The organism is Rhodococcus sp. MTM3W5.2, assembly GCF_001984015.1.
GTDB classification, from domain to species: Bacteria; Actinomycetota; Actinomycetes; order Mycobacteriales; family Mycobacteriaceae; genus Rhodococcus_G; species Rhodococcus_G oryzae.
On sequence record NZ_CP019572.1, the window covers coordinates 855,690 to 869,738 of the forward strand.

General features: G+C 71.4%; 15 protein-coding genes and 1 pseudogene. 7 read left to right on the top strand and 9 right to left on the bottom strand.

From position 1 onward, the window contains the following. Nucleotides 1-3: 3 nt before the first annotated feature. Entirely contained in the window at nucleotides 4-924 is a 921-nt protein-coding gene (locus tag BTZ20_RS04040) for a cation diffusion facilitator family transporter (protein WP_077043472.1), read from the top strand. A gap of 7 nt (nucleotides 925-931) precedes the next feature. Here BTZ20_RS04040 and BTZ20_RS04045 read toward each other — a convergent pair whose 3' ends face one another. Continuing rightward, a complete protein-coding gene (locus tag BTZ20_RS04045; protein ID WP_077043473.1) occupies nucleotides 932-1,855 on the bottom strand; it encodes an SDR family oxidoreductase in 924 nt (307 codons plus the stop codon). Then, complete coding sequence (locus BTZ20_RS04050) at nucleotides 1,852-2,316, bottom strand: pyridoxamine 5'-phosphate oxidase family protein (RefSeq protein WP_077040468.1); 465 nt, start codon at nucleotides 2,314-2,316, stop codon at nucleotides 1,852-1,854. The genes BTZ20_RS04045 and BTZ20_RS04050 overlap by 4 nt, the downstream gene beginning before the upstream one ends. Nucleotides 2,317-2,379: 63 nt before the next feature. Between BTZ20_RS04050 and BTZ20_RS04055 the strand changes: the two genes are divergently transcribed. Next, a complete protein-coding gene (locus BTZ20_RS04055) occupies nucleotides 2,380-3,336 on the top strand; it encodes a helix-turn-helix transcriptional regulator (RefSeq protein WP_077040469.1) in 957 nt (318 codons plus the stop codon). Nucleotides 3,337-3,340: 4 nt separating this feature from the next. Here BTZ20_RS04055 and BTZ20_RS04060 read toward each other — a convergent pair whose 3' ends face one another. Then, nucleotides 3,341-4,303 (bottom strand): DUF389 domain-containing protein, encoded by a 963-nt coding sequence (locus BTZ20_RS04060; RefSeq protein WP_077043474.1) that lies wholly within the window; start codon nucleotides 4,301-4,303, stop codon nucleotides 3,341-3,343. 97 nt (nucleotides 4,304-4,400) lie between these two features. Between BTZ20_RS04060 and BTZ20_RS04065 the strand changes: the two genes are divergently transcribed. Beyond that, a complete protein-coding gene (locus tag BTZ20_RS04065; protein ID WP_077040470.1) occupies nucleotides 4,401-5,312 on the top strand; it encodes an aminotransferase class IV in 912 nt (303 codons plus the stop codon). A gap of 70 nt (nucleotides 5,313-5,382) precedes the next feature. Here BTZ20_RS04065 and BTZ20_RS04070 read toward each other — a convergent pair. Further along, nucleotides 5,383-6,152, bottom strand: a pseudogene (locus tag BTZ20_RS04070) (class I SAM-dependent methyltransferase). 205 nt (nucleotides 6,153-6,357) lie between these two features. Here BTZ20_RS04070 and BTZ20_RS04075 point away from each other — a divergent pair. The 3 genes from BTZ20_RS04075 to acpM all read left to right on the top strand — a co-directional run bounded on the left by BTZ20_RS04075 (nucleotide 6,358) and on the right by acpM (nucleotide 8,266). Further along, a complete protein-coding gene (locus BTZ20_RS04075; RefSeq protein WP_077040471.1) occupies nucleotides 6,358-7,029 on the top strand; it encodes a winged helix-turn-helix transcriptional regulator in 672 nt (223 codons plus the stop codon). Between the two features lie 67 nt (nucleotides 7,030-7,096). Continuing rightward, complete coding sequence (locus BTZ20_RS04080; RefSeq protein ID WP_145982204.1) at nucleotides 7,097-7,903, top strand: helix-turn-helix domain-containing protein; 807 nt, start codon at nucleotides 7,097-7,099, stop codon at nucleotides 7,901-7,903. A gap of 57 nt (nucleotides 7,904-7,960) precedes the next feature. Further along, nucleotides 7,961-8,266: a meromycolate extension acyl carrier protein AcpM gene (acpM, locus tag BTZ20_RS04085; RefSeq protein WP_077040473.1), complete on the top strand. Its 306-nt coding sequence runs from the start codon at nucleotides 7,961-7,963 to the stop codon at nucleotides 8,264-8,266. A 61-nt stretch (nucleotides 8,267-8,327) separates the two neighbouring features. Here acpM and BTZ20_RS04090 read toward each other — a convergent pair whose 3' ends face one another. From BTZ20_RS04090 to BTZ20_RS04105, 4 genes are read right to left on the bottom strand one after another with little or no spacing between them, the layout of a single operon-like run. Continuing rightward, a complete protein-coding gene (locus BTZ20_RS04090) occupies nucleotides 8,328-9,251 on the bottom strand; it encodes an alpha/beta fold hydrolase (protein ID WP_077040474.1) in 924 nt (307 codons plus the stop codon). After that, the gene (locus BTZ20_RS04095) at nucleotides 9,248-10,420 is read right to left on the bottom strand and encodes a thiolase family protein (RefSeq protein ID WP_077040475.1); all 1,173 of its coding nucleotides are present in this window, start codon (nucleotides 10,418-10,420) and stop codon (nucleotides 9,248-9,250) included. Before BTZ20_RS04095 ends, BTZ20_RS04090 begins: the two co-directional genes overlap by 4 nt. Beyond that, nucleotides 10,417-11,181: a thioesterase family protein gene (locus BTZ20_RS04100; RefSeq protein WP_077040476.1), complete on the bottom strand. Its 765-nt coding sequence runs from the start codon at nucleotides 11,179-11,181 to the stop codon at nucleotides 10,417-10,419. The genes BTZ20_RS04095 and BTZ20_RS04100 overlap by 4 nt, the downstream gene beginning before the upstream one ends. Next, on the bottom strand, nucleotides 11,178-12,617 hold the full coding sequence (locus BTZ20_RS04105) for a DHA2 family efflux MFS transporter permease subunit (protein ID WP_077040477.1): 1,440 nt from the start codon (nucleotides 12,615-12,617) through the stop codon (nucleotides 11,178-11,180). Before BTZ20_RS04105 ends, BTZ20_RS04100 begins: the two co-directional genes overlap by 4 nt. A gap of 56 nt (nucleotides 12,618-12,673) precedes the next feature. Here BTZ20_RS04105 and BTZ20_RS04110 point away from each other — a divergent pair, with 56 nt between their 5' ends. Next, nucleotides 12,674-13,189, top strand: a complete 516-nt coding sequence (locus tag BTZ20_RS04110; protein ID WP_077040478.1) for a winged helix-turn-helix transcriptional regulator — start codon at nucleotides 12,674-12,676, stop codon at nucleotides 13,187-13,189. Between the two features lie 51 nt (nucleotides 13,190-13,240). Here the strand turns inward: BTZ20_RS04110 and BTZ20_RS04115 are convergent, their stop codons facing one another. Next, nucleotides 13,241-14,020 (bottom strand): site-2 protease family protein, encoded by a 780-nt coding sequence (locus BTZ20_RS04115; protein WP_077040479.1) that lies wholly within the window; start codon nucleotides 14,018-14,020, stop codon nucleotides 13,241-13,243. Nucleotides 14,021-14,049: the final 29 nt, after the last annotated feature.

Genomic DNA, 14,049 nt, shown 5'->3' on the forward strand with positions numbered 1-14,049 from the left:
GTCATGGGAGTTGGGCACGGGCACAGTCACGGGGGTGAGCCGACAGCCGCGGGGCCGTCGGAGGGCCGGATCCGCCGGATGGTCATCGCGCTGGGGATCCTGCTCGGGTTCCTCGCGCTCGAGGTCGCGGTCGGCCTGACCATCAACTCGCTCGCGCTCCTCGCGGACGCCGGGCACATGCTCACCGATGTCGTCGGCATGTCGATGGGGCTGGTGGCGCTGCTCCTGGCCAGGCAGGGGTCCAAGGCCGCCGCACGCACCTTCGGCTGGCATCGCGCGGAGGTGCTCACCGCGATGGCCAACGCGGTGCTGCTGCTGGCCGTCGCGGCGTGGGTGATGTACGAGGCGATCGGACGGATCGGTGACGCCCCCGAGGTGCCCGGCCTGCCGCTGATGCTGACGGCCGCCGCCGGGCTCGCCGCCAATATCGTCGTGATGCTGATGCTGCGCGCGGACGCCAAGGGCTCCCTCGCGGTCCGCGGTGCCTACCTCGAGGTGCTCGCGGACGCGGTCGGCAGTGTCGGCGTCCTCATCGCGGGCGCGGTGGTGCTGGTGTTCAACTGGCCGTACGCCGACATCGTGGTGGGCGTGCTGATCTCGCTGTGGGTGGTGCCCCGCGCGATCAAGCTCGCGGGCGCCGCGCTGCGCATCCTCACCCAGGCCTCGCCCGCGCACGTCGACGTCGACGCCGTCGAGGCGGATCTGCGCGCCCTGCCCGGGGTCTCGGACGTGCACGACCTGCACGTGTGGACGCTGACCACCGGGATGGACGTCGCGACCGTGCACCTGACCACCGAGGCGGATTCGCGGCAGGTGCTCGGCGCGGCGAAGGTCGTGCTCGACGCGCACGGGCTCGGCCACGCGACCGTGCAGGTCGAGTCCGGGGCCGAGGGCAGCCACTGCCAGGAGAACCTCACGTGGTGACGCCCGCTCAGCGGTAGCCGTCGGTGTTCGCGGGCAGGTCCTTGTCAGCCACCTCGACGAGGTAGCGCCAGCAGTCCGGCCGCGAGCCGTCCACGTCGGTGAAGCCGTACCGCTTGGCCAGTTGCCCGCTCGAGACCACGGTGCCGCTGAACCGCATGACATCGGGGTCGGCGGCCAGCGCGGCGACCGCCCGGCCGACGAAGGTCGGCGACTCGGAGATCGCGAAATGCGGTTCCCGGTCGAGCGCGTCGCGCCAGTTGTCCTCGGTCACACCGAAGATCTCCAGCATCGTCTCCGAGCGAAGCCAGCCAGGGGTGACCGCGACCGCCGCGCCGCCATGCGGGGCCAGTTCGTGGGCCTGCGCGGTGTTCATCCGCTGCACCGCGGCCTTGACCAGGTCGTAGTAGAAGCCCACCTGGTGCCGGTAGGCGACGTTGTATTCCGCTGTGCCGTCGGTCATCTCGACGACCAGGCCGCCGGGTCGGCGGATCAGCAGGGGCAATGCGACATGGCTGGTGATCGCGTGGGTGTCGATGCCCATCCGCAGCATGCGCAGGCCGCCCTCAAGGTCGTGCTCCCAGAGCTTGGTGCCGAACTGTGCGTACCTGTCCCCGCCGAAGATGTCGTTGACCAGGACGTCGAGCCGACCGTGCTCGGTGTCGATGCGGGCGATCAGGGCGCGCACCTGGTCCGGGTCGAGGTGGTCGACCCGCAGCGCGACACCGTCGCCACCGACCGCCGCGATGAGATCGCCTGTCTCCTCGATGGTCTCGGGCCGGTCGATCTCCGACCTACCGGCCTCGCGGCTGCTGCGTCCGGTCGCGTAGACGGTCGCGCCGGCGCGGGCCAGCTCGACCGCGATGGCGCGGCCTGCGCCGCGGGTGGCACCCGCGACCAGCGCCACCTTTCCTGTCAGATCCGGCGCGCTCACCGGCTGCGCCTCGTGACGCCTGCGCCGGGTCGCCACAGGTCGACGTGCAGCCGGTCCTCCGAGACCGTCGTCAGGACCGCCTCCTCGACGCCGAGCTCGAAGATCTGCGCCTCGTCGCCCGGGTTCTGGTCGTAGCTCTCGAGGATGGCCTTCTTCTCGTCGCCGAACAGCTCGCGGGCCCGGCCGGAGATCTTCGCGTCGCCGCCCTCCATGGTGTGGTGGCCCGGATTGGTGTGCAGCGAGTAGCGCGGGTCGCGGTGCAGATCCCGCACCTTCATCGCGCCCGGCATCGACCCGAGGACCAGCAGTCCGCGGAAGATCTCCACCTCGGTGCCGCTGACCCGCGGGGATCCGTCGGCCCGCAGCGTCGCGAGGACGTGATGCTTGTGTGCGCGCAGCCGCGCGGCGATGGATTCGGACAAGGCCGGTGCTTCGTCGGAGAACTGCTGCCAGGTTGTCATGCCGACCAGTGTGCGCCCGAATCCCTGACATCTTCTGTCAGTGATTCCGGATAGACTCCACCGGTGCGCTCCAGTCGGCTGCTCGACCTCATGCTGCGGCTGCAGGGCGGCCCGGGCAGCACCGCCGAGCGGCTGGCCGAGCAGCTCGAGGTGTCCGTGCGCACCGTGTACCGCGACGTAGCGGCGCTGCAGGCCGCGGGCGTCCCGCTGTGGACGGAGAGCGGGCCTGGCGGCGGCATCCGGCTCCTCGACGGCTGGCAGTCCAAGCTCAGCGGGATGACGGGTGTCGAGACCTCCGCGCTCATGCTGCTCGGCGTCCCCGGGCTGGCGGCGGACCTGGGTCTGGGGGAGCAGACGGCCGCCGCGGAGGCCAAACTCCTTGGTGCGATGCCGCTTCCGCTGCGTGCGGGTGCCGAGCTCTGGCGCAGCCGCCTGCACGTGGACGCCCCCGGCTGGTTCGGGCGGGCGGCGAACGGCCCGCACCTGGCGACGGTGGCGCGGGCAGTGCTCGACGGCCGACGGCTGCGGATCGGCTATCGCCGAGGCGGCCGGGAGGTGACCCGCACCCTCGATCCCCTGGGGCTGGTGGCGAAGGCAGGCGTCTGGTACCTCGTCGCCGCGCATCGCGGCACGACGCTGTCCTTCCGGGTCTCGCGGATCGGGGCCGCCGTGGTCCTCGACGAGGACGCCCGGCGGCCGGACGACTTCGACCTGGCGGCCTGGTGGGTGCGGTCGGCCGCCGAGTTCGACCGGTCGCTGCTGCGGTACCCGTGCCGGGTGCGGCTCGCGCCCGCGGCGTGGCGGTCGCTGCCCGCCGCGGTCGGGCCGGAGGCCGCGCGGGTGACGCCCGGCCAGGCGGACGCGGAGGGCTTGGTCGAGGCGGCGTTGCTGCTCGAGTCGGAAGAGGTTGCGGTGCACCAGCTGACGGCGCTCGGCCCGGGCGTGGAGGTGCTGGAGCCGGCCTCCCTGCGCGCGGGCCTGCGCGCGATCGGCGCGGAGATGGCCCGCCGGAACGGCTGAGGGCTCAGAGCATCCGGCGGACCCGATCGAGCGCGCGGGCCCTGCGCACGGACACGCGCGTCCACAGCGCCTGCTGGATCGCCAGCGTCGCCCAACCCGCCACTGCCATCCCGGACAGGTTCAGCAACAGCTGCAGGCTGCTGCCCCAGATCTCGTGACCGGCGCCGAATGCCAGGGCCAGTCCCACGTTTCCCGCCGCGGGCACCGTCGTGACGGAGATGAACACCCCGGCCAGTCCGGCCGACTTCGCCGAGGTCAGCGACAGCACCCCTGCGGCCGCCGCGATCACCGCCACGATGAACGACCACTTGTCCGGGCTGTAGATGAACGCGGTGTCGGGCCGCGGACCGGTGACGTCGTCGATAGTCACCCACCCCAGCCCCCTGCCGACAAGCGCGAGGATCGCCGTGACCGCGATCGCGACCACGAACCCGACGACGAGGGTGCGGACCGCGAGCGCGAGCAGCACCCACCGGCGCCGCACCAGCGCGACCCCGAGCGCGGCGATCGCCCCGAACTCCGGGCCCAGCACCATCGCCCCGATCACCAGGATCTGTGAGTCGGTGATGATCGCGATCGCCGCCAGCAGGGTCGCAAGGGACATGAAGCTCAGGTAGGTCCAGTTGAGCTCGGTCTCCTCGTAGGAGCGCTGCGCGACCTCCGCCCACACCACGGAGTCCGCGCTGCTGCCCGGGGTGCGCAGCTCGGCGTCGAATCCGCTGCGGGAGAGCCATGCGTTGACCGGTTCGATCTCGATGCTGCCGCGGTGGTGCAACCCGGTGGCCCGCAACTCGTCGATCACGTCGTTGGCCGCTTCTCGGGCGATGTCGGCGTACACCACGTCGCCCTCCGGACGCAGCGAGGCGCCGCGCATCACCGCGAGGCCGCTGACGGCCGGTTCGGCATCGAGGATCCGGAGGGCCTCGTCCGTCAGGTCGTTCGGCGCCAGGATCCGCAAATGGAGCATGCGGACAGTCTGCCGGGCGGTGGGCGGAAGTCGCGGGAGGTCGCCGGCACGAAATTCGGTTTCCGGGGCACCGACCCGGTCGATAGCATGGCGTGCCATGGCTACCCCACATCCCCGCGTGTACTTCGGTGACCGGATCGTCGACGTCGCGGAGGCGACGCTCGGCGTCGCCACCTCGGCCGTGCTGTACGGGCTGAGCGTGTACACGGTGTTCCCGGTGCAGGTCGACGGGTCCCGGCGCAGCGCGTTCCGGCTGCGTGACCACTTCCAGCGAATGGTCGAGTCCTGCAAGATCATCGGGATGGATCGGTTCGCCGACGAGTGGGATTACGACCGATTCGTCTCGGTGGCAACCGAACTCGTCGCCGCGAACGCGCCGACCGAGGACGTGTTCGTCCGGGCCACCGTGCACGTCGACGAGTCGATCGCCGGCACCAGGGTGCGCGGCTGCCACACCACCGTCAGCATGTTCGTCTACGACGCGGTGCCGATCGTCCCGCAGGACGGCATGCGACTCAAGACCAGCACGTGGCGCCGGATCCCGGACGACGCCATCCCCTCTCGCGCCAAGGTCAACGGGGCGTATGTGAACTCGGTGCTGGCCAAGCAGGACGCCATCGACGCCGGCTACGACGACGCGATCTTCCTCGACGGGAACGGCCACGTCTGCGAGCTCAGCGCCGCCAACATCTTCCTGGTCCGCGGCGGCACCCTGATCACGCCGGACGTGTCCTGCGACATCCTCGACGGCATCAACCGCCGGACCCTGCTCACCCTCGCGGCCGAGGACGGCATCCCTGTCGTCGAGCGCACCGTCGACCTCACCGAGCTGTACATCGCGGACGAGGTGTTCGTCACCGGCACCTCCGCGGGCGTCGCCCCGGTGACCGAGGTGGACGGCCGGGTCGTCGGCGACGGCACCGCAGGACCGATCGGTCAGGCCCTGCGCAAGCGGCACGCGGCGGCCCTGCGCACCGACGAGCTGCACGGCTGGGTCACGGAACTCTAGGCGCCTGCGGCGCCCGTGCGCGGTTGGCGAGTGTTTGGACTCGTCAACCGCGCACAGGCGGCGGAGCCGCTCACTTCTTGACGGCGGTGAGCAGCAGGTACTCCCACTCCATGGTGCCGTCGCCGCGGTCGAAGCGGCGGCCCAGTTCGGCCAGCTCGCGGTCAAGGGCCTCGACGCGCTCGGGGTCGTCGGCGATCGCCCGGTACACCGCGATCGTCGGGCCGTAGCAGGCCTTGAAGAAGTCGCGGAACTGCTCGGCGGTGTCGAAGCAGTCGACGGTCAGCCGCTCGCGGCGCGCCACGACCTCGGTCACGCGGTCGCCGAGGAGTGTGCGCACGTGCTCCTCGCTGCCCCACAGTGGCGGCGGCTGCGCGCCTGCGGGCGGCGGGGGAGCGTAGGGCTTCATGGTCGCGAACATCTGGCCGATGAAGCCCTCGGGCGTCCAGTTGATCAGGCCGAGCCTGCCGCCAGGGCGCAGGACGCGGACGAGCTCGTCGGCGCTGGGCTGGTGGTGGGGCGCGAACATCACGCCGACGCACGAGATCACGGCGTCGAACTCGTCGTTCGTGAACGGCAGCGCCTCCGCGTCTGCCTCGCGCCAGTCCAGCGTCAGGCCCAGCGACTCGGCCTGCCGACGGCCCGACTCGAGCAGCTCGGGGTCAGGTCCGAGGCGACGACGGCGGCGCCGAGTCGGGCGGCGGGGATCGAGGCGTTGCCGGAACCGGCCGCCACGTCGAGGACCCGGTCGCCCGCCTTGATGCCGCAGGCCTCGACCAGGCTCGGGCCGAGGGCCGCGATGACGTCGGCGGCGACCGACGGGTAGTCGCCCAGCGCCCACATGGCCCGGTGCTTGGCCTTGATGTCGGGGCGGCGGTGGTGTGTGTGCTCATGGAAGTCCTCCTCGGATGTGGTGGTGTTTCCAGCGTCGGCCCATCTCGGCGCGAGCTCTAGTCCCAGATGTGAACCACCGGCGGTTCACGATCTGTACTGGCGTCCGGGCCGGGCCAGGCGTGTACTGGTCAGGGGGCCAACCGAGGAGGAAGCCGTGTCGGAATACGGCCAGTTCTGCCCGGTCGCGAAGGCCATGGAGCTGCTCGACGAGCGCTGGACCATGCTGGTGGTGCGCGAGCTGCTGGCCGGCAGCACCCGCTTCAACGACCTGCGGCGGGGCAACCCCAAGATGTCGCCCGCGCTGCTGTCCAAGCGCCTGCGGACGCTGGAGCGGGCAGGCGTGGTCCGCCGGGCCGTCGAGGACGGCCGGAGCAGCTACACCCTCACCCCCTGCGGCGAGGAGCTCGGCGGCGTGGTCGAGGCCCTCGGGGCGTGGGGCGTGCGCTGGATCGGCGAGCTCGGCGAGGAGGACCTGGACCCGCACCTGCTGATGTGGGACATCCGCCGCACGGTGCCGATCGACCGGTGGCCGCGCGGCCGCACCGTGGTGGCCTTCGAGTTCGACGACGTCGCAGCCCGCGCCGGCCGGTGGTGGCTCTGCGTGACGGGCGACGAGGCCGACGTCTGCGACTACGACCCCGGCTTCGACGTGACCGCCACCGTCGCCACCGGCCTGCGCACCCTCATCGAGGTCTGGCGCGGGGATCGGTCCTGGCAGCAGGCGCTGACGGCGGGGCGGGTCACCATCTCCGGGCCGAGCTCGGTGGCAAGGGAGGTGCCCGGGTGGCTGGGGCAGATGAACCTGGCCGCGACCGCCAGGCCGTAGTGTCCGACACGATGGCCAGGTGTCCAATCGTATGGACACTTGGCCGCGGGCGTGCCATGCTGCTGCCGTGCAAGATCATCATTCGTTCCGGGTGGGCGTCTCCGCCGAGGCCGCCCGGCTCGCTCGGGAACGGGCGGAGATCGCCGATGCGACGTACCGGAGCGTGATCGCCGAGGCGATCGCGGTCATGCGTGCCGAGGGGTTGAGCGACCGCAGGATCGCCGCCGAACTGGACGTCAGCAAATCGTCGATCCGGGCGATGGCGATCGGTCCCGAGGTCGACGACGAATCCGCTGCCGGTCAGATCGAGGTTCTCAGGTTCGGGGTGTGGGTCGATGTCGCGGGCATGTCCGGGCAGCACTTCATCATCGAGGACGACCAACTCGTCAGCCACGAACGGATGGCCCGCCACGGCATCGACGTCGAACTCCTCCGCTCGGCCGGTCTCGCCGACACCGCCGCTCGGGAGTACCTGCAGGTGACAACCGGCCAGCGGATCCTCGTGTACTCACAGGAACGCTGGAAGGGCAGGCCCGACGAGACGGCCGAGGACGGGTGGGATCGGCGAGGCCGCTATCTCATCGAACGCTGCCCGGGGCTGGAGGACGGGCGATGCGCGGGCAGCCACACGCCGCTCCTGCTCGGTGAGATCGGGCTCAGGGACGGCGATGACCTCTTCGGGAACGGCTGGCCCGGTCGGCGCCCGACCGCGCATCAGGTGTGGAAGCTGCTCACCGCCGCAATCGAAGAGACCTACGAGATCTTCGATCCCTCCTATCCGGAACTCGAGCGGCGGCGACGGCCGGGAACGACGCCGCGTTACCAGGCGCGGCCAGGAGACGGTGTGTCCGTGACCGATTCCCGTCGACGCTGATCCATCCGAAATCAACCGCTCGACCGAAGCGGTCCACGTGAGAAAGGGAGCCAGGAAGTGGCAACACAGGAAGAACTCGTTTCGGGAATCGCCGAGATCATCGAGGAGGTCACCGGAATCGAGCCGTCCGAGGTGACGATCGAGAAGTCCTTTGTCGACGATCTCGACATCGACTCGCTCTCCATGGTGGAGATCGCGGTCCAGACCGAGGACAAGTACGGCGTGAAGATCCCCGACGAGGACCTCGCGGGTCTGCGGACCGTCGGCGATGCGGTCGACTACATCCAGAAGCTGGCGGCCCAGGATTCGGAAGCCGCGGAAGCGATCCGCGCGAAGATCGAATCCGAGACCGACCGCGCCTGATCGGCGACCAGGGAAGGGTCTGCCCCGTAAACCGGGGCGGGTCCTTCCCGCCGGCGGGTGCTCAGGCCTCGGCCAGGAGTTCGGTGGCCGCCGGCCACGGGTTCACCCCGCGGTGCAGCCACTCGGCGGTGCCACGCCAGAACCCGTCCCGGTGCCGGTCGTGGAAGAGCCCGAAGTGCCCGATCTCCTCGTGGCCCAACAGTGTCGGGTCCAGGTCCACCCGGGCGCGGTCGCTACCGCGGTAGTACCGGAGCGTGCGGTCGAGGGCGGCGGGGGTGCCGAACTCGTCGTCGCTGGTGGCCACCGCCAGGATCGGCGCCCGCACCGCGGCGAACCGGCGCCGCACCTCGGCCCGTTCGCCGCGCGGATAGCTGGACTCCATCGCGGCCCGGCGGAAGGCCCACTCGTGGGCCACGCCCGCGGGCAGGTCCTCGAGCCAGCCGAGCCTGCGGCCGGGGAAGTACCCGTACGCGGCGGTGAGCACCGGCATCGCCAGGTGCCACTTCGCGAGCAGGCCCACCCGGCTCCGGCGCGCGTAGTCGCGCCAGTACGCGTACTGCGCGCCGACGGTGAGCATCCGGTCCACGTGCACCGCACCGGCCGCGAACCCGGGCAGGAACCCGCCGATGCTGTGCCCGACCACGGCCAGCGGCCGGTCCGGTTCCTGCGTCCGCGCGAACTCGACCGCCGCGTCGAAGTCCTGCTCGCCCCACGCTCGCCATGCGATCGCGGCGCCGCGCAGCGTGCCGGGCGGCCGGGACTCGCCGATGCCGCGGTAGTCGTAGGTGAGCACCGGCGAGCCGAGCTCGGCCAGGAACCGCGCGTACCGGTGGTAGTAGCGGGCCAACACCCCGGTGGCGCAGTTGACGATCACCATCGGCGCGTCCGTGCCGGCGATCGCGGGGTCGAAGAGGTTCCCGCCCAGCAGGACGCCGTCCCGGCACCCGAAGGCGACGGGACGGGTCGTGACCTCGGTCGATGTCACGCCAGCCGCTCGATCACCGTCGCATTCGCCATGCCGCCAGCCTCGCACATGGTCTGCAGGCCGTATCGGGCGCCACGTTGTTCCAGCGCGCCGACGAGCGTGGTGAGCAGCCGGGCCCCGCTGGCTCCGAGCGGGTGCCCGAGGGCGAGCGCGCCGCCGTGCACGTTGACCCGGTCGAGGTCGGCGCCGGTCTCCTTTGCCCAGGCCAGCACCACCGAGGCGAAGGCCTCGTTCACCTCGAACAGGTCGATGTCCGCCAGCGCGAGCCCGGCCCGCCGCAGCACCTTCTCGGTGGCCGGGATGATCGCGGTGAGCATGTACAGCGGGTCGTCGCCTGCGACCGCGAAGCTGTGCAGCCGCGCCAGCGGGGTCAGGCCGAGGCGGGCCGCGGTCTCGCTGGTGGTGATGAGCACCGCGGCGCTGCCGTCGCTGAGCGGGCTCGAGTTGCCCGCCGTGACTCCCCAGTCGATCTGCGGGAACCGCGTCGCCATCGCCTCGTCCGCGAACGCCGGACGCAGCGCCGCCATCGACTCCGGCGTGCCGCCGGGCCGGATGGCCTCGTCGGTGCCGAGCTCGGGCAGCGTGGCGAGCTCCTTGGCGAACGCGCCGCCGACGGTGGCGCGGTGCGCCTTCGCGTGGCTGTGCAGCGCGAACTCGTCCATCTCGGAGCGGCCGATGCCCCACCGTGCGGCGATCAGTTCGGCGCTGATGCCCTGGGGCACAAGACCGTCCGGGTAGCGCTCGGCGAACCGGGTGCCACGCGGATCTACGCCCACGCCGATATTCGACCCCATCGGGATGCGGCTCATCGATTCCACGCCGCAGGCGATCACCACGTCGTAGGCGCCGGAGATGACGCCCTGCGCGGCGAAGTGCACGGCCTGCTGGCTGCTGCCGCACTGCCGGTCGATCGTGGTGCCGGGCACCGTTTCGGGGAAACCCGCGGCCAGCAGTGCGGTGCGGGTCATGTTGGCGGCCTGCTGGTCGACCTGGGTGACGCAGCCGCCGATCACATCGTCGACGAGCGCCGGGTCGATCCCGGCGCGGTCGACGAGCGCGGTCAGGCTGTGTGCGAGCAGGTCCACCGGGTGGATCCCGTGCAGGGCGCCGCCCGGCTTGCCCTTGCCGATCGGGGTGCGGACGGCGGCCGCGATGACGGCGTCTCTCATGACTGCTCCTTCGTGGTGGTGCCGCCGAGGATTCGGCGGAGCTGGCGTGCCTGTCCGGCGAGTTCACCTGTCGCGGTGTGTAGTTCGGACTCGTCGACGCACAGGTCGTCGGTCGCCCACGCGGAGCGGTGCCGCAGCCGGTACCAGCGCGAGGGGGGCGTTCCTGGTGGGAAATGGGCGCTGAACTCGATCGTGGGGATCGGGGCGGGCGCGGTGCGGGTGGCGTACAGGCCGGGCGGCAGGGAGTCGAGCAGCACCGCCGCGGTCTCCTGTGGGGTGAGGTCGATTTCGGCGGTCAGGCGGATCCAGACGTCGAACTCCGGTGTCTCGCCGCCCGCGAACGGCCGTGCCGAGTTGATCGGCCGGATGTCGAGGTACTGCGAGAACGGCACGAAGTCGACGGGGATCTCCAGCGGGGGAAGGGTTTCCGGATCCACGTCGGGCAGGGCCACGGGTCCGGGTGGCCACGTCGTGGTGGTGGCGGGAGACCGGGCCAGCCGGACGACCGCTGTCGCGGCGTCACCGAGGCGCGTCCGGACACCTGCCGAGCGTCCGCCCCTGACCACCTCCGCGTCGACGGTGAACGGTCCCGCGGCGACCGGGGCGTACAGGTGGGCGGTGACCGCGATCGGGGTGGCGTAGAGGGCGCGGGTGGCGCCGCGGAGCAGCGCGGCGACAACCAGGCCGCCGTGGATGCCGCCGAACCCCCGCCACGAGTCGTCGAAGGTCGTCGGGAACGCGGTGGTCGTGGTGGTGGTCATCGCAGTACCTCCGCGGCTTTTGTGGTCGGGTGGGCGTGGACGGGGGAATCGGTGGAATGTGCCTGCGCGGTGATGCCGAGCGCGGCGCCGGCCGCGAGCACCGAGACCGCCGCGACGGCCCACCAGGAGTGCATGAAAGCCGTTCGGGTGGAATCGAATCCGATGGGTGTGCCCAGGATGGCGACGAGGGCGCTGATGCCGATGACCGCGCCGATCTGCCGGTGCATGGAGACAACGGCGCTGCCGGTGGCCGCGCGATCCTGCGGCAGGCCCGCGGTGGCGGTGGCGAGGACGGTCGGCAGAGCCAGGCCGACCCCGACGCCCGCGATCAGCCAGCCGGGCAGGATCTGCGCCGCGTAGGCAGGCTCGGGTCCGACGGACGCCGCCACGAGCACCGCGCCGCCGCCAAAGAGCAGGCAGCCGAGCGCGGCGATCCGGCCCGCGTCGACCCGGGAGGCGAGCCGCTGCGCGACGATCGCGAACACCGGCACCATCAGCGGGCCCGGCGCGATCGCCATGCCGGTGCGCGTCGCCGAGTAATCCCAGACCGTCTGCATCCAGAGGATGGTCGCCAGCAGAGCGGCGGCGAACCCGGCGTTGAAGAGCAGCATCGCGGCGTTGGACCACGCGAAGCCGCGCACCCGGAGCATCGCCGGGTCGAGGATCGGGGCGCCGCCGCGACCGTTGCGGATCCAGAATGCGGCACCGGACACCACCGCGACGGCGAGCGCGCCCATGACCCCAGCGCTCGACCAGCCCCAGTCGGGCCCCTCGACCAGCGCGAGGGCGAGCGCGCCGACCGCCACGGTGAGCAGGGCGGCGGCGAGGACGTCGGGATGGTCGGCGTCACGGTCGCGGGACTCGGGGATGGAGCGGGCCGCGAGCACGAGGAACGCGATCCCGATCGGGACGTTGATCAGGAACACCCAGCGCCAGGATGCGGCGACCAGGATGCCGCCGATCACGGGGCCTGCCGCGGCGGCGATGGCGCCCGCGGTGGCCCAGATGCGGACGGACGCGGAGCGGCGCTCGGCGGGCAGGACGGTGAGGATCAGGGCGAGACTTGCCGGGGTGAGCAGCGCGGCACCGATGGCCTGTGCGGCGCGGAAACCGATGAGCGACCACAGGTTCGGGGCCAGCGCGCAGGCCGCGCTCGCCGCGACGAACAGTCCGAGCCCGAGCAGGAAGCCGCGCCGTCGACCCACCTTGTCCGCCCAGCGTCCGAGCGGGATCAGCAGCGCGGCGTAGAGGATCGCGTAGCCGTTGAGGATCCAGCTCAGGTCCGCGAGGGAATGGCCCGAGAAGTCGGCGCCGATCTCGTCGAACGCCACGTTGACGACGAACAGGTCGAGGCCTGCCAGGAAGCTCGCGCCGCAGAGCGCGAGGAGGACCGGGCCGGGGCGGACCGGTCGCGATAGCTGACTATGGAGTTCCATAGTCAGCACGCTACGAGCTGACTATGGATTACGCAAGCCAGGGGTACGATGGGGCCATGGGAGCGATTCACCTGGAGGGTGTGCTGGCGGACAGGGACGCCTGGCGGGCCACGCGGTGCTCGATAGGAAAGGCGATGGAGGTCATCGGCACCCGGTCGGCGATGCTCATCATGCGAGAGGCCTACTACGGCACAACGCGATTCGACGACTTCGCGGCCCGCGTCGGGATCACCGAGGCGGTCGCGTCGGCGCGGCTGCGCGAGCTGGCCGAGGCCGGGCTGCTCGAGCGCAGCCCCTACCGCGAGCCCGGGCAGCGCACCCGGCACGAGTACCTGCTCACCGAGATGGGGCGCGATCTGCTGCCCGCGGTGCTGGCGCTGATGCAGTGGGGCGACAAGTACCTGCAGGACGGCAAGGGCGCGCCGCTGGACCTGGTCGAGAACGACACCGGCGAGCCGGTGCGGGTGGAGGTGCGCGGCGAATCGGGACGCGCGATGCCGCTCGAGGGGCTGCGCGTCCGCCCTGGCGAGCGATACCGCCGCCACGTCGACGAGCGCGGTCGGCGCCCGTGAGTCCTTCTGGCCCCATGACGGACCAGAAGGACTCACGGGCGGCGGAGCCGCCTACAGCCAGAAGCGCATCAGGTAGTTGCCTGCCTGCGCCCAGGCCTCCGGCACCCCGGACAGACCGAACAGCCCGTAGATGGCGTCGAAGAACACCCGGTTGACCGACGGCACGAACAGGAACGCCACCAGGAACAGGATGCCGAGGCCCTTGTACTGGTCCAGGGCGCGGCGGGTCTGCGGGGACAGCGACGGCTCCAGCGCCCCGTACCCGTCCAGCCCCGGGATCGGGAGCAGGTTCAACACCGTCGCCATCACCTGTAGAAACGCCAGGAAGCTCAGGCCGTACCAGAAGACCTTGTGTTCGCTGCCGAGGCCGAACAAGCGGATGACCACAAGCAGCACCACCGCCGCGGCGGCGTTGACCGCCGGTCCGGCCAGTGAGATCTGCCGCTGCACCCGGGCGGGCAGGCCTGCGGTGCGCAGATAGACGGCGCCGCCAGGCAGCCCGATGCCGCCGAGCGCGATGAACAGCACCGGCAGCCCGATCGAGAGCAGTGGGTGGCTGTACTTGAGCGGGTTCAGCGTGAGGTACCCGCGGGCCTCCACCTCGTCGTCGCCGTGCCTCCACGCGGTGTAGGCGTGACCGAACTCGTGCAGGCACACCGTCACCACCCAACCCGCGATGACCAGCAGGAAGACGCCGAAGTGCGCGAGCGTCGAGCGGGGCGCGGCGTTCCAGGAGAGCACGCCGCCGAGCACGGCCAGCGCGAGCACGCCGTAGAAGACCGGGCTCGGGCGGATCGCGACCCTCCGAGTCGGGGCACCGGGAAAGGTCATGCGCCCAGTATCACCCGCATCCGCCTCGC

Excerpts from the sequence above, each read along its gene's own strand:
- BTZ20_RS04060 (WP_077043474.1), bottom strand. The coding sequence starts at position 4,303 with ATGCTCCATTTGCGGATCCTGGCGCCGAACGACCTGACGGACGAGGCC.
- BTZ20_RS04105 (WP_077040477.1), bottom strand. The coding sequence starts at position 12,617 with ATGGAACTCCATAGTCAGCTATCGCGACCGGTCCGCCCCGGCCCGGTC.
- BTZ20_RS04095 (WP_077040475.1), bottom strand. The coding sequence starts at position 10,420 with ATGAGAGACGCCGTCATCGCGGCCGCCGTCCGCACCCCGATCGGCAAG.
- BTZ20_RS04050 (WP_077040468.1), bottom strand. The coding sequence starts at position 2,316 with ATGACAACCTGGCAGCAGTTCTCCGACGAAGCACCGGCCTTGTCCGAA.
- BTZ20_RS04065 (WP_077040470.1), top strand. The coding sequence starts at position 4,401 with ATGGCTACCCCACATCCCCGCGTGTACTTCGGTGACCGGATCGTCGAC.
- BTZ20_RS04100 (WP_077040476.1), bottom strand. The coding sequence starts at position 11,181 with ATGACCACCACCACGACCACCGCGTTCCCGACGACCTTCGACGACTCG.
- BTZ20_RS04040 (WP_077043472.1), top strand. The coding sequence starts at position 4 with ATGGGAGTTGGGCACGGGCACAGTCACGGGGGTGAGCCGACAGCCGCG.
- BTZ20_RS04115 (WP_077040479.1), bottom strand. The coding sequence starts at position 14,020 with ATGACCTTTCCCGGTGCCCCGACTCGGAGGGTCGCGATCCGCCCGAGC.
- BTZ20_RS04110 (WP_077040478.1), top strand. The coding sequence starts at position 12,674 with ATGGGAGCGATTCACCTGGAGGGTGTGCTGGCGGACAGGGACGCCTGG.